Source organism: Streptomyces sp. NPDC096323 (genome assembly GCF_040302845.1).
In the GTDB taxonomy this organism is placed as follows: Bacteria; Actinomycetota; Actinomycetes; order Streptomycetales; family Streptomycetaceae; genus Streptomyces.
Window position 1 is genome coordinate 491411 of sequence record NZ_JBEOSI010000004.1, and the last position, 19908, is coordinate 511318.

At 67.4% G+C, this 19908-nt stretch carries 20 protein-coding genes; 10 read left to right on the forward strand and 10 right to left on the reverse strand.

Features of this window, described 5'->3' with window-relative positions:
- Nucleotides 1–326: 326 nt before the first annotated feature.
- The 5 genes from ABTX18_RS13580 to dnaA all read right to left on the reverse strand — a co-directional run bounded on the left by ABTX18_RS13580 (nt 327) and on the right by dnaA (nt 7054).
- On the reverse strand, nt 327–887 hold the full coding sequence (locus ABTX18_RS13580; RefSeq protein WP_352122883.1) for a DciA family protein: 561 nt from the start codon (nt 885–887) through the stop codon (nt 327–329).
- Entirely contained in the window at nt 884–2014 is a 1131-nt protein-coding gene (recF, locus tag ABTX18_RS13585; RefSeq protein ID WP_352122884.1) for a DNA replication/repair protein RecF, read from the reverse strand. Before recF ends, ABTX18_RS13580 begins: the two co-directional genes overlap by 4 nt.
- Nucleotides 2015–2091: 77 nt before the next feature.
- Nucleotides 2092–2970, reverse strand: a complete 879-nt coding sequence (gene gnd, locus ABTX18_RS13590) for a phosphogluconate dehydrogenase (NAD(+)-dependent, decarboxylating) (RefSeq protein ID WP_352122885.1) — start codon at nt 2968–2970, stop codon at nt 2092–2094.
- Between the two features lie 147 nt (nt 2971–3117).
- Nucleotides 3118–4248 carry a DNA polymerase III subunit beta gene (gene dnaN, locus ABTX18_RS13595; protein ID WP_352123093.1) on the reverse strand — a complete coding sequence of 377 codons (1131 nt, stop codon included), beginning with the start codon at nt 4246–4248 and terminating at the stop codon, nt 3118–3120.
- A gap of 952 nt (nt 4249–5200) precedes the next feature.
- Nucleotides 5201–7054: a chromosomal replication initiator protein DnaA gene (gene dnaA, locus ABTX18_RS13600; RefSeq protein WP_352122886.1), complete on the reverse strand. Its 1854-nt coding sequence runs from the start codon at nt 7052–7054 to the stop codon at nt 5201–5203.
- A gap of 381 nt (nt 7055–7435) precedes the next feature.
- Between dnaA and rpmH the strand changes: the two genes are divergently transcribed.
- The 9 genes from rpmH (at nt 7436) to ABTX18_RS13645 (ending at nt 14251) form a co-directional block, all read left to right on the forward strand.
- Nucleotides 7436–7573 (forward strand): 50S ribosomal protein L34, encoded by a 138-nt coding sequence (rpmH, locus tag ABTX18_RS13605; RefSeq protein ID WP_010985740.1) that lies wholly within the window; start codon nt 7436–7438, stop codon nt 7571–7573.
- A gap of 21 nt (nt 7574–7594) precedes the next feature.
- Nucleotides 7595–7966: a ribonuclease P protein component gene (gene rnpA, locus ABTX18_RS13610; protein WP_352122887.1), complete on the forward strand. Its 372-nt coding sequence runs from the start codon at nt 7595–7597 to the stop codon at nt 7964–7966.
- A complete protein-coding gene (yidD, locus tag ABTX18_RS13615) occupies nt 7963–8322 on the forward strand; it encodes a membrane protein insertion efficiency factor YidD (RefSeq protein WP_352122888.1) in 360 nt (119 codons plus the stop codon). Before rnpA ends, yidD begins: the two co-directional genes overlap by 4 nt.
- Before the next feature lie 3 nt (nt 8323–8325).
- Nucleotides 8326–9582, forward strand: a complete 1257-nt coding sequence (gene yidC, locus ABTX18_RS13620) for a membrane protein insertase YidC (RefSeq protein WP_352122889.1) — start codon at nt 8326–8328, stop codon at nt 9580–9582.
- Nucleotides 9583–9596: 14 nt separating this feature from the next.
- A complete protein-coding gene (locus tag ABTX18_RS13625) occupies nt 9597–10106 on the forward strand; it encodes a Jag family protein (protein ID WP_136326750.1) in 510 nt (169 codons plus the stop codon).
- 108 nt (nt 10107–10214) lie between these two features.
- Nucleotides 10215–10931, forward strand: coding sequence for a 16S rRNA (guanine(527)-N(7))-methyltransferase RsmG (gene rsmG / locus ABTX18_RS13630; RefSeq protein WP_352122890.1), 717 nt, complete (start codon nt 10215–10217; stop codon nt 10929–10931).
- A 244-nt stretch (nt 10932–11175) separates the two neighbouring features.
- Nucleotides 11176–12252 carry a ParA family protein gene (locus tag ABTX18_RS13635; RefSeq protein ID WP_351396361.1) on the forward strand — a complete coding sequence of 359 codons (1077 nt, stop codon included), beginning with the start codon at nt 11176–11178 and terminating at the stop codon, nt 12250–12252.
- Entirely contained in the window at nt 12249–13352 is a 1104-nt protein-coding gene (locus ABTX18_RS13640; protein WP_352122891.1) for a ParB/RepB/Spo0J family partition protein, read from the forward strand. Before ABTX18_RS13635 ends, ABTX18_RS13640 begins: the two co-directional genes overlap by 4 nt.
- 281 nt (nt 13353–13633) lie before the next feature.
- Nucleotides 13634–14251 (forward strand): GNAT family N-acetyltransferase, encoded by a 618-nt coding sequence (locus ABTX18_RS13645; protein WP_352122892.1) that lies wholly within the window; start codon nt 13634–13636, stop codon nt 14249–14251.
- An 86-nt stretch (nt 14252–14337) separates the two neighbouring features.
- Here ABTX18_RS13645 and trxA read toward each other — a convergent pair whose 3' ends face one another.
- The 4 genes from trxA to sigM all read right to left on the reverse strand — a co-directional run bounded on the left by trxA (nt 14338) and on the right by sigM (nt 17475).
- Entirely contained in the window at nt 14338–14667 is a 330-nt protein-coding gene (gene trxA / locus ABTX18_RS13650) for a thioredoxin (protein WP_352122893.1), read from the reverse strand.
- Nucleotides 14668–14709: 42 nt separating this feature from the next.
- Nucleotides 14710–15672, reverse strand: coding sequence for a thioredoxin-disulfide reductase (gene trxB, locus ABTX18_RS13655; protein ID WP_352122894.1), 963 nt, complete (start codon nt 15670–15672; stop codon nt 14710–14712).
- A 133-nt stretch (nt 15673–15805) separates the two neighbouring features.
- Nucleotides 15806–16744, reverse strand: a complete 939-nt coding sequence (locus ABTX18_RS13660; protein ID WP_352122895.1) for an anti-sigma factor family protein — start codon at nt 16742–16744, stop codon at nt 15806–15808.
- On the reverse strand, nt 16741–17475 hold the full coding sequence (gene sigM, locus ABTX18_RS13665; protein WP_352122896.1) for an RNA polymerase sigma factor SigM: 735 nt from the start codon (nt 17473–17475) through the stop codon (nt 16741–16743). The genes ABTX18_RS13660 and sigM overlap by 4 nt, the downstream gene beginning before the upstream one ends.
- Before the next feature lie 155 nt (nt 17476–17630).
- On the opposite strand from sigM, the gene ABTX18_RS13670 reads away from it, so the two are divergent.
- Nucleotides 17631–18080 carry a DUF2690 domain-containing protein gene (locus ABTX18_RS13670; protein ID WP_352122897.1) on the forward strand — a complete coding sequence of 150 codons (450 nt, stop codon included), beginning with the start codon at nt 17631–17633 and terminating at the stop codon, nt 18078–18080.
- Between the two features lie 115 nt (nt 18081–18195).
- On the opposite strand, the gene ABTX18_RS13675 is transcribed toward ABTX18_RS13670, so the two are convergent.
- Entirely contained in the window at nt 18196–19884 is a 1689-nt protein-coding gene (locus ABTX18_RS13675) for a protein kinase family protein (protein WP_352122898.1), read from the reverse strand.
- Between the last annotated feature and the right edge of the window lie 24 nt (nt 19885–19908).

Consider the following 19908-nt stretch of genomic DNA (forward strand, 5'->3'; position numbering starts at 1 on the left):
ACCGGTAGCGCCGACCCGAATGGGGGTTTGCCGGTACCTGAGTCCGCATGTGCCGCCCTGTATGAGCGCCTGACGACTCCCCATATCCGGGAAGGGGCCTCAAGAGGCTCACGCGGGCATTGAGCGCTTCGGCCTGTCAGCCTCCCACTACGGTGAGGGACGCCCGCTCACCGCCGTACGGTTTCCCCCGCCGCACACCCGTACAACTCGGGTACCGGGGGCATCGCCGACAACAGGGCCACACCAGTCACCCGGTCTGCGGCACGCAGCGCCCGGACCGCTGCCGGAACCGGGCAAAGGGCGGGAAAAGACCAGGTCAGGCCGGGTCAGCCATAGGTGTCGCCGGGGCCGGTGCTCCCCGGCGCCCGCAGCGGACCGTACCCACGCTGCGGACCGCCCGGCCCCAGCACCTTGATCAGTCTCACGGTGCCGTGTCCCAGATCCGCGTTCAGCCGGGCCACGAGCTGCGGGGCCAGCAGCCGCAGCTGCGTCGCCCACGCCGTCGAGTCGCACTGCACCGTCAGCACCCGCTCGTCGGGGTCCTCGTCGTAACGCAACGGCACACAGTGATTGGCCAGATCGTCACCCACGATCTGCGGCCAGCGGCCCATCACACCGCCCACCGCGGCCGGCGTCTCCCAGCCCCGCTCGGTGATCAGGCGATTGATCGCGGCCCCCAGCGGCAGCGGGTCCCTGCCGTCCGCCCGCGCGCCGGAACGCAGCCCTCCACCGCGCCGGGCCTGCTTCTTCTGCTGCGCGGCCGCACCACGGGCCCGCGCCTGCTCCTTCGCCGCACGCAGGGCCACCCGCGCCAGGTCCACGCCCGAATGCTCCGGCTGCTTCGCCGGGTCTCCCGCAGGTCCGGGGCCGCCTCCGTCGCTGTTCACAGCCGTTCCACCTCGCCCGCCGACACCGCGTACCGCGTCCCCGCCAGCACGCCCGGAACGTCGTCGTCCACCGCCGCCGTCACCAGCACCTGTTCACCGTGGGCCACCAGCTCCGCCAGCCGCTCCCGGCGCCGTGCGTCGAGTTCGGCGAAGACGTCGTCCAGCACCAGCACCGGTTCGTTGCCCTCGGAGCGCAGCAGATCGTACGAGGCCAGCCTCAGGGCCAGCGCGTACGACCACGACTCACCATGGCTCGCGTACCCCTTGGCCGGCATCCCGCGCAGGCCGAGGACCAGGTCGTCGCGGTGCGGGCCGACCAGCGTCACGCCCCGTTCGATCTCCTGCTTGCGCACCTCGGCCAGGGCCGCGATCAGCTGCGCGTACAGCTCCTCGCGCGTACGCGCGTGCTCCGCCTCCGCGCCCACCGAACTGCGGTACTCCAGCATCACCGGACCGCCGCCCGGCGCCACGTCCGCGTACGCCTTGTCGGCCAGGGGCTGAAGCGTCGCGATCAGGTCCAGCCGCTGTGCCAGCAGTTCGGCGCCCACCCGGCCCAGATGCTGGTCCCACACGTCGAGCGTCGACAGGTCCATGGAACGCCCGCCGTGCCGGCGTGCCATCGCGGCGGACTTCAGCAGCGTGTTGCGCTGCTTGAGCACCCGCTCGTAGTCGGAACGCACTCCGGCCATCCGCGGCGAACGCGCCGTGACCAGCTCGTCGAGGAACCGCCGGCGTTCGCCGGGGTCGCCCTTGACCAGGGCGAGATCCTCCGGTGCGAACAGCACCGTGCGCACTATCCCCAGCACGTCACGGGGCCTGACCTGCGACGACCGGTTGATCCTGGCGCGATTGGCCTTGCCGGGATTCAGCTCCAGCTCGACCAGCTGGGATCGTTCGCCCTGGGTGACGGCCGCCCTGATGACGGCCCGGTCCGCGCCCATGCGCACCAGGGGGGCGTCGGAGGAGACGCGGTGGCTGCCGAGCGTCGCGAGATAGCCGATGGCCTCGACGAGATTGGTCTTGCCCTGGCCGTTGGCCCCCACGAACGCGGTGACGCCCGGGTCGAGAGGCACCTCGACCCGGGCGTACGAGCGGAAGTCGGCCAGCGACAGATGCGTGACATGCATGGTGTACGCCGACCTTTCCGGCTTCCTGCTCCGTGGGGCGGGGCAGGCCGTCCGGCCCTTCCCCACCCCTCGTCGCGCTACTTCTTGTTCTCGACCGCGTGGCCACCGAACTGGTTGCGCAGCGCGGCGATCATCTTCATCTGCGGGGAGTCGTCCTGGCGCGAGGCGAAGCGCGCGAAGAGCGACGCGGTGATCGCGGGCAGCGGCACGGCGTTGTCGATCGCCGCCTCCACCGTCCAGCGGCCCTCGCCGGAGTCGGCGGCGTATCCACGGAGCTGGTCCAGGTGCTCGTCGTCGTCCAGCGCGTTGACCGCCAGGTCGAGCAGCCAGGAACGGATGACCGTGCCCTCCTGCCAGGAGCGGAAGACCTCGCGCACGTCGGTGACGGAGTCGACCTTCTCCAGGAGCTCCCAGCCCTCGGCGTAGGCCTGCATCATGGCGTACTCGATGCCGTTGTGAACCATCTTCGCGAAGTGGCCGGCGCCGACCTTGCCCGCGTGGACAGACCCGAAGTCGCCCTCGGGCTTCAGCGCGTCGAAGACCGGCTGGACCTTCGCGACGTTCTCGGGGGCGCCGCCGTACATCAGCGCGTAGCCGTTCTCCAGGCCCCAGACGCCGCCCGAGACTCCGCAGTCGACGAAGCCGATGCCCTTGATGCCCAGCTCGACCGCGTGCTTCTCGTCGTCGGTCCAGCGGGAGTTCCCACCGTCCACGACGATGTCGCCGGGCGAGAGCAGCTCGGCCAGCTCATCGATCGTGGACTGGGTCGCGGCACCGGCCGGGACCATGACCCACACGACGCGGGGGCCCTTCAGCTTGCCCACAAGCTCTTCGAGACTGTGGACATCGGCGACGTCCGGGTTGCGGTCGTAACCGATGACGGTGTGGCCAGCGCGGCGGATGCGCTCGCGCATGTTGCCGCCCATCTTGCCGAGGCCGACGAGACCGAGCTCCATCAGAGATTCCTTAAGCGTTGTGCCGATTCGTACCCAGGAACCGAGCCTACGCCCGGCAGGGGACAGGACGCCGGGCATGCTCGGCGCTGAACATGCCCGTCGGGTCCTGCCGCGACTCCTTGGCCGCCGGCAGGACCGGTGACCGGATCAGCCGGAGAGGCGGACCGGCATGATCAGGTACTTGTACGCGTCGTCCGCCTCGGCGTCCACGGCCGGACGGCCGCTGAGCAGCGCGGGCTTGGTGGAGGTCGTGAAGGAGAGCTGGGCGACCGGGGAGTCGATGGCGCTCAGGCCGTCGAGCAGGAAGGTCGGGTTGAAGGCGATCGAGATATCGTCGCCCTCCAGCACGGAGTCGACGCGCTCCACAGCCTGTGCATCGTCGCTGGAACCCGCTTCGAGGATCAGGACGCCCTGCTCGAAGCTGAGCCGCACCGGCGTGTTCCGCTCGGCCACCAGGGCCACACGCTTGACGGCCTCGACGAACGGCGCCGTCTCGATGACCGCGACCGAGTTGAACTCGGTGGGGAAGAGCGTGCGGTACTTCGGCAGATCGCCTTCGAGCAGCCGCGTGGTCGTCCGCCTGCCCGCGCCTTCGAAGCCGATGAGGCCTTCCCCGGCGCCGGAGCTCGACAGGGCGAGCGTCACCGTGTCACCGCTGGTCAGCGCTTTGGCAGTGTCCAGGAGTGTCTTGGCGGGCACCAGCGCGACGGCGGAGGCGTCGGCGTTCTCCGGCTTCCAGAGGAACTCGCGGACCGCGAAGCGGTAGCGGTCGGTCGAGGCGAGGGTGACCCTGTCGCCCTCGATCTCGATGCGCACACCGGTGAGGACGGGAAGCGTGTCGTCGCGGCCGGCGGCGATGGCGACCTGGGCGGCGGCCGAAGCGAAGACCTCGCCGGGGACGGTCCCGGTCGCGGTCGGCATCTGCGGCAGTGCCGGGTACTCCTCCACAGGAAGGGTGTGGAGTGTGAACCGCGAGGAGCCGCAGGCGACCGTCGCTCGTACACCGTCTGTGGAAATCTCCACCGGCCGGTTGGGCAGGGCGCGGCAGATGTCGGCGAGCAGTCGGCCGGAGACGAGAACCGTGCCGTCCTCCTCGATTTCGGCATCCACCGAGACCCGGGCCGAGACCTCGTAGTCGAAGCTCGAGAAGCTGAGGGCACCGTCCTCAGCCTTCAGCAGAAGGCCCGCGAGAACGGGCGCCGGCGGACGGGCCGGGAGGCTACGGGCCACCCAGGCCACAGCCTCCGCGAGTACATCGCGCTCCACCCGGATCTTCACCGGAACCGCCTCCTGCTGTTGCTCACTCGCCCTGCCGGCCTTCGTCATCTGGTCGGGTCGCTCCACCGCTGCCGGGGAGGACGCCGGGGACCAGTCTGACGTACGGCACCGACACTCGGTGCTGCTCGGGGTCAAGTCGCGACGAGCGGGTCGGGGAGCTCCGGCGCCGAGTTGTGCACAGGCCCCACTTCGAAGCAGATTCCGGGCTAACTATAGGTGGTAGTAGTAGTAGGTCCTGTGGATACAGTGGATAACGTCGTTTTCCCAGGTCAGAACCGGTTTTTTATCCACCGACCCTGTGGGTGGGACCGGTGGACAACTCGGTGTTTCTGTGGACAGCCGAAAGTTGTGCACACCCGATACACAGGACAGGGGGGTTTGTCCCCAGAGGCGTCCCCAGCTTTACCCACGTTCCCCACAGCCCAACCAGCCCTCCTGGTGTGACGCCTTTCACTCGGGGAGGTGACGGCGGGTGTTGCGTTGCCGAACAGTGGACAGCGGTGTGGAGAAGCCCGCTCTGCCTGGGGAAAACGGTCACGCTCCTGTGGGCCATCGGTGGACAACGTCGACGAGGGCCTGTGGACGAAAAACTTGTCCACAGGCTGTGGATCATCGTTGACCACAAATCCCCAGGCCTCTGAGCTGGCCTGATGAGGTGTCGGCTGGTCTGCCTGTGGAAGCAGTATGGACAACTTTTGAATCCCCAGGCTGTGGAGGGAAAATTCTCCCCAGATCTGTGGAGAACAGCCGTGTCCTGGCATGTATTCGAACAGCGCGGTCGGCCGGAACACCCGGCGCTCGCCCCGACGATGGCCGGCGAGCGCCTGATCACCGAGGCGATCCAGGGTTGCCGAGCGCGTCATGGGGAACGGAGAAGGGCGCTGTGCGGACTCCTGACGAGTCCGCACAGCGCCCTTCGGTGCGTGCGTGGGCCGCGGCGGCGGGAGGGCCGTCAGCCGTTCTTGATGCGGTTGGTGAGTTCCGTGACCTGGTTGTAGATGGAGCGCCGCTCAGCCATCAGCGCCCGGATCTTGCGGTCGGCGTGCATCACCGTCGTATGGTCCCGGCCACCGAACTGGGCCCCGATCTTGGGCAGCGACAGGTCCGTCAGCTCGCGGCAGAGATACATGGCGATCTGGCGCGCCGTCACCAGCACACGGCTGCGCGAGGATCCGCAGAGATCCTCCACCGTCAGGCCGAAGTAGTCCGCGGTCGCCGCCATGATGGCTGTCGCCGTGATCTCCGGAGCGGAGTCCTCACCGCCGGGGATCAAATCCTTCAGCACGATCTCGGTCAGCCCGAGGTCGACCGGCTGGCGGTTGAGGCTCGCGAACGCCGTCACCCGGATGAGAGCACCCTCCAGCTCCCGGATGTTGCGGGAGATACGGGAGGCGATGAACTCCAGGACCTCCGGCGGGGCGTTGAGCTGCTCCTGCACCGCCTTCTTGCGCAGGATCGCGATGCGCGTCTCCAGCTCGGGAGGCTGCACATCGGTGGTCAGGCCCCACTCGAAACGATTCCGCAGCCGGTCCTCCAGGGTCACCAGCTGCTTCGGCGGGCGGTCCGAGGACAGGACGATCTGCTTGTTGGCGTTGTGGAGCGTGTTGAAGGTGTGGAAGAACTCCTCCTGCGTCGACTCCTTGCTCGCCAGGAACTGGATGTCGTCGACCAGCAGGATGTCGACGTCGCGGTACCGCTTGCGGAAGGTGTCGCCCTTGCCGTCGCGGATCGAGTTGATGAACTCGTTGGTGAACTCCTCCGAGCTCACGTACCGCACCCGGGTGCCCGGATAGAGGCTGCGGGCGTAGTGCCCGATGGCATGCAGCAGATGGGTTTTGCCCAGCCCCGACTCCCCGTAGATGAAGAGCGGGTTGTACGCCTTCGCGGGCGCTTCGGCGACGGCGACGGCTGCCGCGTGCGCGAAACGGTTCGACGCCCCGATGACGAAGGTGTCGAAGAGGTACTTGGGATTCAGCCGGGCGTGCGGTTCGCCGGGGCCGGGCGCCGGCGACGGCTGTGCGCCCATCGGGCCGGTACCGCCGCCGGGCCGCCCGGTGCCGCCGCCCTGCCGGTGCTGGGGCTCCTGCCTGTCGTGGCGTTCGGGGCGCTGGGATTCGTACCCCTGGCGTTCGGGCGGCTGGGACTCGTACCCCTGGCGCTCCGGCGGCTGCGACTCGTACCCCTGGCGCTCGGGTGGCTGCGGACGGTAATCGTGCTGGGGCTGCTGCTGGGAGCGGCCACCGCCATACGGCTCGCGCCACTGCTCGGCGGACGAGTCGCGGTCCTGGAACCCGCCGAGCCGGGGCTGCTGCCAGGAGAGGTCCTCCTGGGTGCGCGGCCAGGCGCCGGGTTCGGGGCGCTGCTGCTGGTAGTCGGGGTAGGCGGGCCGGGCCGTCGGCATGCCGTCGTCCGAGGGCCGGCGGCCGTAACCGTCGTACGCGTCGTTGTGCTGCCGCTCGTCGTGCGGGGGACCCTGGTAGCGGGGCTGCGGGGACTGGTGCATCGGGGGCGACGGCGGGTTCGGCGGTTCGCCCGCGGAATCGTCGACCGTGATCGCGATCCGGATCGGCCGGCCGCACTCGCGGCTCAGCGTCTCGCTGATGAGCGGCGCGAGCCTGCCCTCCAGGACACGCTTGCCCCATTCGTTGGGGACGGCGAGCAGAGCCGTGTCGGCGACCAGGGCGAGCGGCTGGCAGCGCTCGATCCACTGCTTGTCCTTCGCCTCGATGCCCTGCTGCCCCTCCCCGAGGAGCTGTTCCAGCACGCGTGGCCACACTGCGGCAAGATCGGCAGGTACGTCAGCCACAGGGCACGCTCTCTCGCTGGTCCCACGAATGTGTGGTTCTCGGGACGGGATGGGTCGGGATGGGTGAGGACCGGCAGGCGGGAAGAAAAAGAACCGGGGTTCAGCCACGGTAGGCGGGTCGGCCCATGCGGTTCAAGTCGTTGTCCACAGGCTGTGCACAATGGGAGGTCCGACAGGGTCGGTTTGACCGGATGGCGTAGCCGCGCGTACCGTGACCAGGTCGAGTTGTCGATGGCTGCTGCCGCCTGCCTCCGATGGGCAAAGATCACGATCTGTGATTGTGAAGCGGTGCAACTAGGGCGTTTACGCGAGTCTCTCGTGGGCGCACGGTGACAGCCAGGCGATGTCCCGCCAATACACGATCATTACTGGAGCCCCCGAGTGAGCAAGCGCACCTTCCAGCCGAACAACCGTCGTCGCGCGAAGACCCACGGTTTCCGTCTGCGTATGCGGACCCGTGCCGGCCGCGCGATCCTCGCGTCCCGCCGTGGCAAGGGCCGCGCCAGCCTGTCCGCCTGATCGCGTACAGGTCGTCATGACGTGCTGCCTACCGAGAATCGGCTGAGGCGGCGCGAGGACTTCGCGACCGCAGTACGGCGGGGACGCAGGGCCGGTCGCCCTCTACTCGTCGTTCATCTACGCAGCGGTGCAACGGACCCGCACGTGACTGGGGAGACTGCTCCCCCGCCGCGTGCGGGTTTCGTTGTCAGCAAAGCAGTGGGTGGTGCGGTCGTCCGCACAGCGGTGAAGCGAAGGCTTCGCCATCTGGTCCGAGAACGGCTGGCCATGCTGCCCCCCGGTAGCCTGGTTGTCGTACGCGCGTTGCCCGGTTCGGGTGACGCCGACCATGAACAGCTGGCCCGAGACCTGGATGCCGCCTTTCAGCGGCTGCTGGGAGGGGGCGCGCGATGAAGTACCCGCTGTTGGCTCTCATCAAGTTGTACCAGTGGACGATCAGCCCACTTCTCGGGCCTGTCTGCCGTTACTACCCGTCGTGTTCCCACTATGGATATACGGCGATCGACCGGCACGGAGCGATCAAGGGAACAGCGCTGACGGCCTGGCGCATCCTGCGATGCAATCCGTGGTCACCCGGCGGCGTGGATCACGTTCCACCACGCAAACGTCCGCGTTGGCACGAACTGTTGCGTAGTGCCGTACGCGGCAGCAAGGGCGGGGACTCCGCCGCTGATGTGCCTGCCGGGGGGTCGGCCACCGACCGTCCGAGCCCGGCCGCAGAGACTTCGCCCAATGCTCAAGGAGCCTGATTAGTGGACACGATTGCCAGTCTGTTCAGCTTCATCACGTGGCCCGTTTCCTGGGTCATCGTCCAGTTCCACAAGTTGTACGGGGCGATCTTCGGCCCCGACACCGGATGGGCCTGGGGTCTGTCCATCGTGTCCCTCGTGGTGCTGATCCGCATCTGCCTGATCCCGCTGTTCGTCAAGCAGATCAAGTCGACGCGGAACATGCAGGTGCTCCAGCCGAAGATGAAGGCGATCCAGGAGCGCTACAAGAGCGACAAGCAGCGTCAGTCCGAAGAGATGATGAAGCTGTACAAGGAGACGGGTACCAACCCGCTCTCCTCGTGCCTGCCCATCATTGCCCAGTCGCCGTTCTTCTTCGCCCTCTACCACGTGCTCTCGGCCATCGCGTCGAACAAGAAGATCGGCGTCATCGACCAGTCGCTGCTGGACAGCGCTCGTCAGGCCCACATCTTCGGTGCTCCGCTGGCCGCCAAGTTCATGGACAGCGCGGACAAGGTCGAGGCACTCGGTGCCTCGCTGACCGATGTCCGGGTCGTCACCGCCGTCATGATCGTGATGATGTCGGCCTCCCAGTTCTTCACGCAGCGCCAGCTGATGACGAAGAACGTCGACCTGACCGTCAAGACGCCGTACATGCAGCAGCAGAAGATGCTCATGTACATCTTCCCGCTGATCTTCGCCGTCATGGGTATCAACTTCCCCGTCGGTGTCCTCGTCTACTGGCTGACCACGAACGTCTGGACCATGGGTCAGCAGATGTACGTGATCAACCAGAACCCCACCCCGGGCAGCAAGGCGCAGGAGCAGTACCTCGGGCGCCTCCTGAAGAGCGTCACCTCACACGGTGAGGTGCGGGGCCGGACGCGGCGCAACACGGTCAAGCGCATCGTGGCCAAGGGCACCGATCGCAACGACATCGAACGGAAGTTCGTCACGGGGCTGGCCAAGCTCGGCCTCGCCCCTCAGGAGGACGGCACGGTGACCAAGAGCGACACCGCCGTCGCCGAGGCCGAGGGCGGAGCCGCACAGCGACGCCAGCAGCCCAAGCGCCAGACGAAGGCGAAGCGCCAGACCACTGCGGGCCAGCCGGGCAAGGACACCGATTCCAGCGGGTCCGAGCCCAAGACATCCCTGCAGAAGAGCGCACCGCAGGACGACAAGTCGAAGCCGGCGGGCAAGCCCGCGTCCGGCTCCTCACGCCAAGCCAAGTCCGGACAGCGCAAGGGCCCGCAGCGGCCCAAGCACCCGTCCAAGAAGTAAGAAGGAGTCCATCCGTGACGGAAGGCACCACCTCCACGGCCGCTGAGGGCAGCGACACCTTGACCCGCCTTGAGCAGGAAGGGGAGATCGCAGCGGACTACCTTGAGGGCCTGCTCGACATCGCCGACCTGGACGGCGACATCGACATGGACGTCGAGGCGGACCGGGCCGCGGTCTCGATCATCAGTGAATCGGCACGTGAACTGCAGAAGCTCGTGGGCCGCGACGGTGAGGTGCTGGAGGCGCTCCAGGAGCTGACGCGGCTGGCCGTGCACCGGGAGACCGGTGACCGCAGCCGTCTGATGCTGGACATCGCCGGTTTCCGGGCCAAGAAGCGCACGGAACTCGCCGAGCTGGGTGCCAAGGCCGCGGACGAGGTCAAGAGCACTGGTGAGCCGGTGAAGCTCGACCCGATGACGCCGTTCGAGCGCAAGGTCGTGCACGACGCGGTTGCGGCCGCAGGTCTGCGCAGCGAATCGGAGGGCGAGGAGCCGCAGCGCTTCGTCGTCGTCCTTCCGGCCTGACCGGAAACCTTTCCTGTCGGCCCCGTCTGTTCGCAGGCGGGGCCGATCTTTGTCAGCCTGATAGTCAGCCACCCACGTGCGGTAGTGCGGTATGGAAGGACGGTTCCCGTGACGGAGGAAGTAGCGCTTCCCCAGGCGCCCGACGAGGCCCGGGCGGTGTTCGGTGAGTGCTTCCCCGAGGCCGTCCGGTACGCGGAACTGCTGGCCGATGCGGGGGTCAAGCGAGGGCTGATCGGTCCGCGCGAGGTTCCGCGCCTGTGGGGGAGGCATCTGCTGAACTGTGCGGTGCTCTCCGAGGTCGTCCCTGAGGGCGTCACGGTCTGCGATGTGGGGTCCGGCGCCGGCCTCCCCGGGATCCCGCTGGCGCTGGTGCGCCCGGATCTGAAGATCACCCTGCTTGAACCGTTGCTGCGGCGTACGAACTTCCTTCAGGAGGTCGTCGAACTGCTGGGGCTGGACCATGTGACGGTCGTCCGTGGCCGGGCCGAGGAGGTCCTTGGGACGCTTCAGCCGGTACATGTGGTGACTGCTCGTGCGGTGGCTCCACTGGACCGCCTGGCAGGCTGGGGAGTGCCCCTGCTCCGCCCGTACGGGGAGATGCTGGCACTCAAGGGCGATACCGCCGAAGAAGAGGTCAATGGCGCACGTGCCGCCCTCAGCAAGCTCGGCGTCGTGGAGGCAGAGGTGCTCCAGGTGGGCGAGGGTATCGTCGACCCGATGTCCACCGTGGTGCGTGTGGTGGTGGGCGAGAGCCCCGGCGGTGTGAGGTTCGCCGCAAAGCGCGCCAAGGCTGCCAGGGTCAGCCGGACACGTCGTCGTCGCTGAGCGCAGACGTACGTGCCCGGAGGGCAGCTGTACGTACCCCGCGCGGAGTGTCGTGCCCCTGTAGCTACGCTGCAGGGGCATCGTGTTTCACGTGAAACGTCGCTCTCTGCTGCATGGAATCATCGGCCGCGGTCGTGCGGCCGCCGCCCCTCGCCATCGCAGGCCCGTTAGGGCTACGGAGTTGTCCACAGAAGTGGATTCATCCACAGAAGAGCGGGCCTCGCTGGTTCACGACCCCGAAACCATGGCAGGCTCTGCTCATTGCGAGCCTGAAGCCGAGGAGAGTGAATCCTTGCGGTCCGACGCCAACATCGCGGGACCGATGACCGATCCGGTCCCCGGTCCCCGAACCGAATCGGCGGGGGACGGTGTTTCACGTGAAACACCGCCGCCGATGGATGACACACCCATCGGTCGTGCGGCCCAGCTGGCGGTCGAGGCCCTCGGCCGTGCCGGCGAGGGGCTGCCCCGGCCTGACCAGACGCGGGTCATGGTGGTCGCCAACCAGAAGGGCGGGGTGGGTAAAACCACCTCGACGGTGAACCTTGCCGCATCACTTGCACTTCATGGTGCACGTGTTCTGGTCGTCGACCTCGACCCGCAGGGGAACGCCTCCACGGCGCTGGGTATCGACCACCATGCCGAAGTTCCCTCGATCTATGACGTCCTGGTGGAGAGTAAACCGCTCTCCGATGTGGTCCAGCCGGTCCCGGACGTTGAAGGTCTCTTCTGCGCCCCGGCCACCATCGATCTCGCCGGTGCGGAGATCGAGCTGGTGTCGCTGGTGGCGCGGGAGAGTCGACTGCAGCGAGCGATTCAGGCATATGAGCAGCCGCTCGACTACATCCTGATCGACTGCCCGCCCTCGCTCGGCCTGCTGACGGTCAACGCCTTGGTGGCCGGCGCGGAAGTGCTGATCCCGATCCAGTGCGAGTACTACGCGCTGGAAGGTCTGGGTCAGCTGCTGCGCAACGTCGATCTGGTGCGGGGGCATCTCAACCCCGATCTCCATGTGTCGACGATCCTGCTCACCATGTACGACGGCCGGACGCGGCTCGCCTCGCAGGTGGCGGAGGAGGTGCGCAGCCACTTCGGCAAGGAAGTGCTGCGGACCAGCATCCCTCGGTCGGTGCGGATCTCCGAGGCGCCGAGCTACGGGCAGACGGTACTGACCTATGACCCGGGTTCGAGCGGGTCCCTGTCCTACCTCGAAGCCGCCCGTGAGATCGCCCTGCGAGGGGTCGGTATCCAGTACGAGGCACAGCATGCCCAGACGGGCAGTCGGAACAGCCCGCAGAACAGTTCGGAGGGGACCCAGTGAGTGAGCGTCGTAGAGGTTTGGGGCGAGGGCTCGGTGCCCTGATCCCCGCCGCTCCGCAGGAGAAGCAGATTCCGGCCCCCGGGATGGGTGCGTCCGCACCCGGAGCGATGCCGGTACTGACGTCCGACCGGGGGGTGGCTGTCGCGAAACTGACCACCCTGGGCACGGGTGGCCCTGCGGTGCCGGAGCCGAGCACCCCTGTATCGGTCTCCGAGGGGGCCGGTGGCCCGGCAGAGGCGGCCGGAGCGTACTTTGCCGAGCTTCCCATCGACTCGATCACGCCCAACCCTCGTCAGCCGCGCGAGGTGTTCGACGAGGACGCGCTGGCCGAGCTGGTCACCTCCATCAAGGAGGTGGGTCTTCTCCAGCCCGTCGTGGTGCGGAAGGCGGGATCCGGGCGCTATGAGCTCATCATGGGCGAGCGGCGCTGGAGAGCCTGTCGTGAGGCTGATCTGAAGCAGATCCCGGCGATTGTCCGGGCCACTGACGACGAGAAGCTCCTTCTGGACGCGCTTCTGGAGAATCTTCACCGGGCTCAGCTGAACCCCCTGGAGGAGGCGGCTGCGTACGACCAGCTGCTCAAGGACTTCAAGTGCACCCATGATCAGCTGGCCGACCGGATCGGGCGTTCCCGGCCGCAGGTGTCCAACACGCTGCGTCTTCTGCGGCTGTCGCCGCCGGTGCAGCGCAGGGTCGCGGCCGGGGTGCTGTCGGCCGGACATGCGCGGGCGCTGCTGTCGGTGGACGACTCCGAGGAGCAGGACAAGCTGGCGCACCGGATCGTGGCGGAGGGGCTGTCCGTGCGTGCGGTCGAAGAGATCGTGACGCTCATGAGTTCCAGGCCCACGAGCACCGCGAAGTCCAAGGGGCCCCGGGCCGGCGGCCGGCTGTCGCCGGCGCTGACGGATCTGGCGTCCCGGCTGTCCGACCGATTCGAGACCAGGGTGAAGGTCGACCTCGGGCAGAAGAAGGGAAAGATCGTCGTCGAGTTCGCTTCGATGGAGGATCTGGACCGCATTCTCGGCAGCCTGGCGCCGGGCGAAGGCCGTGTTCTGGACCGTGCGTCGTCGGAGGAGACCGCCGAGGACGGCGAGGGCTGAGGCTCTGAGTGGCGAGTGGCGGGCCGTGCTCCGGTGTTCGGGAGAGCGACCCGCCTTTTGCCTTCCCGCGGAAGACGGCCCACCTTCGTCCTGCTGCGGAAGACGGCCCGAGTTTGCCTTCTGGTGAAAGCGGTCCGCCCTTTGCTTCTTCACGGTGTCGGCTTGATCTCTTGGTGGATACGATGCGTTCTGGCAGGGCGTATCCAATTGATCCACTGCCGTGAACGGAGTGCACCGGCCGTCACGTCATGCGGTGGTCAGGGAAGTGAGGAACAGCCTCCATGGGGCGTCGGCTCGTACCGCTCACGCTGGACAACCTGTCTGATCTCCCCCGGCCTTGCCGCTCGTGTGTGTTCTGGGAGCTTGATCCGGTGAGGGGGGACGCCGCGGTCAAGGACGGCAGGGCCGAGTCGGAGAAGGAAGCCTGGATCTCCGCTGTTCTGCTGGAGTGGGGGTCCTGCGGCCGCGTGGTCTATGTCGATGATGTGCCGGCCGGCTTCGTGCTCTATGCCCCGCCCGCGTATGTGCCGAGAGCCACGGCCTTTCCGACGAGCCCCGTCTCCCCCGACGCGGTCCAGTTGATGACCGCCTTCATCCTGCCGGGTTACCAGGGCCAGGGGCTGGGCCGGGTGATGGTGCAGACGGTAGCCAAGGACCTGATCCGGCGAGGGTTCAAAGCGATCGAGGCCTTCGGGGACACCCGCTGGAAGGAACCCGCCTGTGTGCTGCCCGCGGATCACTTGCTGGCGGTGGGCTTCAAGACAGTGCGGCCCCACCCGGTGCACCCGCGGTTGAGGCTGGAGCTGCGCACGACGCTTTCCTGGAAGGAAGACGTCGAGCTGGCCCTGGACCGGTTGCTGGGGGTCGTACAGAAGGAACCCGCGCTTCGGCCGTTGTGAGAGCTGCGCAGCCAGGAACGTGAAACGGGCCCGTCCCCCAAGGGACGGGCCCGTTTCACGTGAAACAACGGTGCTGCGGTTCTGCCTTACTCGGCGATGAAGCCTTCGAGGTCGCGGAGGATCGCGGCCTTCGGCTTTGCGCCGACGATGGTCTTGGCAACCTCACCACCCTGGTAGACGTTCAGCGTCGGGATGGACATGACGCCGTACTTGGCAGCGGTGGCCGGGTTCTCGTCGATGTTGAGCTTGACGATCTCGATCTCGCCGTGCTCGGCCGCGATGGCCTCCAGGGAGGGGGCGATCTGGCGGCACGGGCCGCACCAGGCAGCCCAGAAGTCCACCAGCACGGGCTTGTCACTCTTCAGGACAACCTCGTCGAACGAGTCGTCGGTCACGTTTTTCAGGGCGCCGGCCACGGCGGCCTCCTTAACTTCGCGGGGTGTGGGGTGGGGCGTGGATCAGACGGTGGCTGCGGCGGCCTTCTCTTCGTCCTCGAGCGCGGCCAGGAAGCGCTCGGCGTCAAGAGCGGCGGAGCATCCGGTGCCGGCAGCGGTGATGGCCTGCCGGTAGGTGTGATCGACGACGTCGCCGGCTCCGAAGACACCGGCGAGGTTGGTGCGCGTCGACGGGGCGGCGACCTTGAGGTAACCCTCGTCGTCGAGCTCGAGCTGGCCCTTGAAGAGTTCCGTGCGCGGGTCGTGGCCGACGGCGATGAAGAGGCCGGTCACGGCGAGCTCGGACGTCTCACCGGTCTTCGTGTTGCGGAGGGTGAGCCCGGAGAGCTTCTGCTCGCCGTGCACACCGGCAACCTCGCTGTCCCAGGCGAACTTGATCTTCGGGTCGGCGAACGCGCGGTCCTGCATGGTCTTGGAGGCGCGCAGGGAGTCGCGTCGGTGGACGATGGTGACCGACTTGGCGAAACGGGAGAGGAACGTGGCCTCTTCCATCGCGGTGTCGCCACCGCCGACCACGGCGATGTCCTGGTCCTTGAAGAAGAAGCCGTCGCAGGTGGCACACCAGGAGACGCCACGTCCGGAGAGCGCGTCCTCGTTGGGCAGGCCGAGCTTGCGGTGTTGCGAGCCGGTGGTGACGATGACGGCCTTGGCGTGGTGCACCGTGCCGGCCGTGTCGGTGACCGTCTTGATGTCACCGGTGAGGTCCACGGAGATGACGTCGTCAGGAATGAGTTCGGCACCGAAGCGCTCGGCCTGGGCGCGCATGTTGTCCATGAGCTCGGGGCCCATGATCCCGTCCTGGAAACCGGGGAAGTTCTCCACGTCGGTGGTGTTCATCAATGCACCACCGGCGGTGACGGCGCCCTCGAACACCAGCGGCTTCAGCGAGGCACGCGCCGTGTACAGGGCGGCTGTGTAGCCCGCAGGGCCGGAGCCGATGATGATCACATTACGCACGTCGCTCACGGGTTTCTTCCTCGTCTCTGCAGACTGCCTACTGTCCACGCCTACTGGGGGTCGGTTCAACGACTCTCACCCCACCCAACGGATCCTACGGGGGATGCATTCCCGACGTGCCGGGCGGCATTCGGCGTGATTCTCAGCGGCGAGCGTAGGCGTGCGTCAGCAGGAGCTTCCCCTTGGCCGGGGGTTCGGCACCTACGCATGACGCGTCGACGACGTAGGCCTGGACCCTGGCGGAGTCCGTGGGATGCGGAAGCACGACAAGGAACGCGTCGGCACCTTCGTAGGTGCCCCGCTCCAGGGCGAGGGCGGCGGTGTTCCGGCCGATTCCCTGCTCCACACACGAAGGGACCGTGACGCCGGAAGCGCGGAGCGGGTCCTGGGGCGAAATGGACCCGTCGGACGCGCCTTCTGGCGAGGACTTGGTGTCGACGGACGGAGCCTGCTTGGCCGAGGGGTCCGTTGCGCTCGACGCATCGCCGTTCGCGCTCAGGAGGCTGTAGACGCGGCCTTCGAGTGTGGACTGCGAAAAGGCCTGTCCACCGTCTCGGGAGGCGCTGGCGCTCTGGTCGGCGGCGCTGGTCCCGTCCGAGCTCTGAGAGAGGGGGAAGTTCTGGAGAAGGAGCACACTGACGCTGACCACGGCGGCGCCGAGTGCGGCGCCGATCACCGCATTCCGGCGCCGTCGGCGGCCGGTACGACGACCGGGACCGGTGGCGGCGCGTGAGTGTCCTGCGGGGCGGTCTGCGGGGTCCGAGGCTGCGGCAGACGGCTCTGTTTCACGTGAAACATCCTCCGCGGGTGCCGCCGGCGCGGTGGGTGCGAGGGCCCGGGCTTCGTCGGCGAGCGCCGCGCCTATGCGGTCCACGACCTCGGCCGGCATGGGCGGAGCGGGGGGCAAGGTACCGAGGAGCCCGCGAATCTCCTCCAGCGAGGAGAGAACAGCCGAACACATCTCGCAGCCGGCCACATGTCCTCGGACATCCTCGGCACGGGACGGGGAGAGCAGGCCCTCGGTGAGGTCGGAGATCTCCGAGACGCCCGGGTGCTGGGTCGTATCGGTCGTCGATGTCATGCGTGTCCACCTCCGCCCTTCGCTGCCGCTGGATCAGTCGTGCCTGCGTCTTTCGGTCTCGCCGCCGGTGGGACGGATGCTCTCGGTGTCCGGTTCCCTCCCGGCTCCGGCACCTCGTCGTCGCCGCTTCCGCTGCGGAGGTGAGTGAGTTGGGGGGCCAGCCTGGCGCGTCCCCGCGCGCAGCGGCTCTTTACGGTGCCCACCGGCACATCGAGGATGCGGGCTGCCTCCGCCACCGGGTAACCCTGCATATCGACGAGGACCAGGGCGGCGCGCTGCTCGGCCGGGAGGGTGGCCAGGGCCGCAAGCAGTTCCCGCTGAAGATCCTGACGCTCGGCCGGTGCCTCGGCGGATTCATGGGGTTCCATGAGCCGGTCGAGGCGCTCCGGGTCGTCGACCGGTGCCGTCTTCCGGGAGGAGGCCTTGCGGACCCGGTCGAGACAGGCATTGACCGTGATGCGGTGCAGCCAGGTGGTGACGGCGGACTGGCCGCGGAAGGTGTGGGCGGCGCGAAAGGCAGAGATCAGGGCGTCCTGGACGGCATCGGCCGCTTCCTCGCGATCGCCCAGGGTCCGCAACGCCACGGCCCACAGCCGGTCGCGATGACGTCGTACGAGCTCACCGAAGGCGTCCGGTTCGCCGGCTACGTGGCGAGCGAGGAGGTCTGAGTCGCTTGGCGCACGGCCATGGCTTCCGCAGGGCCCGCGGCCCCCCTCCTCAGCTGTCGGCATCCCTGTAGTGAAGCCGATCCATGGCTAAAAGTAAATGGCGAGAATCGCTCGGATTTTTGGACCCGAGTTTTCTTGCAGTGGGTGTTGAGGATTCCCTCTCGTCTACTTAGGATAAAAATCAGTATGGATAGGGCGTTCGAGTGAAGAGGTCTCTGGTGCGATATATCCGCAAGGTGTTGCCAGCAGTCATTGCTGCACCGTTTCTGGTGGCTCTGATTCCGGGTAGCGCGCAAGCCGCAACTTACTCGATGGATGGAAAGAATCCGATTTCGGCTGGCTGTGCCGCTGACTCGACGACGATGAAAGAGTCCTATATAGGCACCTCCAGCTGGACGTTGGGCGCCATCGAGCTGCGGTACAGCGTAAAGTGCCATACTGCGTGGGCGCGTATTACGCTGTCTGAAAATGCGTGGGGGAAAGCCCAGATTGTACGGAATACGGATGGTAAGGCGTACAGCTGCACCAATCTTTCGTACAGCACGTCCCTCGGTAGCTACACCTGTTACACGGCAATGGTCTATGACAAGGACCCCCTTTCGTCATATGCGGAAGGCTGGTCCCAGTACGACAACGTGAATCTGCACTCCAAAACGCCTTCGTACTGATCCTGCCGAAAATTTTCGGGGATTCAGAAAGGCGAGCAGGGGCTCCAGAGGCGTTCTCCGGGGCCCCTGCTTTCCGCGCGGCGACTCCATCCGCGCGATCCGCTGGACGGTGCGCTCAGCTGGTGACCTTGATGTCCGAAATCTTTCCCCGGAATTTTCCCTCGTCGCTCTGTGGCAGCTTGGTGAGCCAGACCAGAAGGTACTGCGCCTGGACGGGTTCGCCGGGCTTGAGTACTACCTTCGTTCCAGACCCCTGAGAAACCTTGGTGAAGCCGTCGGGCATACTCGGCACTTCGGCACCTGGGGCGGTCAGCAACTCGACCGACGTGGCACCCAGGAAGGTCACGTCCACCGAACCGACCTGCTGCACCTTTCCGAGATCGAGTACCACCCCGACCCCTTTCTTCAGCCTGCCGAAGTCGGCGCTGTAGTAGCCGTCGGTGTTCCAGTAAGTAGTCGCATCCCCGTCGTAGATATGGGTTATGCCCTGGGGCTTCTCGGACCCGTCGCCGAGCGGGTCGTAGTCCCGAGCACCGACGATGGGAACCGGCTTGCTTTCCACGGCGGGTTTGGGGTCGTTGTTCTCCGGGTTGGTCTGCGTCGTGCCCGGGTCCTCCGCGCCCTTGTCACGGTCCAGGAGTGTCTCCGCCAGCTGCCAGCTGCCGAGCCCCAGCGCGGCGATGAGCAGCCCGGACACGGCCCATTTGAGGGCCTTACCGGTACGGCTCTGGAGCGGTGCGGGGGGCACGACGACGGGCTGGGCGGCGCCGGCGACGGGTCCGGCCGGACGGCCGAAGGTGCCCTGCTGGTACGTGGTCCGCTGATACTCGGGTGGTGCGGTGAAGGTGGGCTCCGGCGGACGGATACGCGGCATCGCCGCGACGGCCTTGGCGAGCTCGTCCGGTGTGGTGCACGGCTGTTCCTGACGGGAGGCCGTGGCTCCGTCATTGGCGAGCGCCCGCATGGCGATCTCGGAGAGACCGCGGTGGACTCCGGCACGGACCTGGTCGGGTGGGATCAGTCCCACGCCCTTGGGCAGCCCGGTGAGGCCGTAGGCATCGCTCTCGTACGGCCAGCGCTGGGTCAGCGCGGCGTACAGAAGAGCACCGATGGCCTCCGTGTCGGCGCGCTGCGGTCCGTCGGAGGTGATCCCTCGCAGCGCGGCGTTCACCGCGAGGCCGCGGATGCGGTACTGACCCGAAGAGCTGCGCAGCACCGCTCCGGGCGTGAGCCGCAGATGGGCCAGCCCCTCACGGTGGGCGGCCGCCATGGCCTGGGAGATCTGGCTGACGAGCTGGTAGGCGTCGTGGGCTTCCATCGGCCCCGCGCCCAGCAGGGCGGTCAGCTCGGTGGCGTCCGGGAGCCATTCGTGGACGACGTAGACGAGGTCGTTCTCCTCCACCGCGTCGAGGACCTGCACGAAGCGGGGGTCGCCGAGCAGGGCGGAGGAGCGCGCCGCGGCCAGTACGGACCGGGCCCGCGGGTGATCGGCGGGCAGGAGATGGACACCCACCGCGCGGCGCAGTTTCTCGTCGACGGCGCGCCAGCTGCTGAACCCGTCCAGACGGGTGACGCACTCCTCGAGCCGGTAGCGCCCGGCAAGCTTGTGACCGCTGTGCAGATCAGGGGCCGGCATGGCGGTTTCGGAGCCGTTCTGCTCGTTCTCCGCGTCCTGAGGGCCTTCGCCCATTGCATCCTGAGCTTCTGCCGTGCCGTCGCTCGTGGCCTCGTCCGCCTTCGCGGCCAGCGGCTTGTCGCCACTGTTGTCGGCCACGTCGACGGCAGCCGTGCTACGTTCCGCCACCGTCGTTCCTGCCTCCCCATCCGT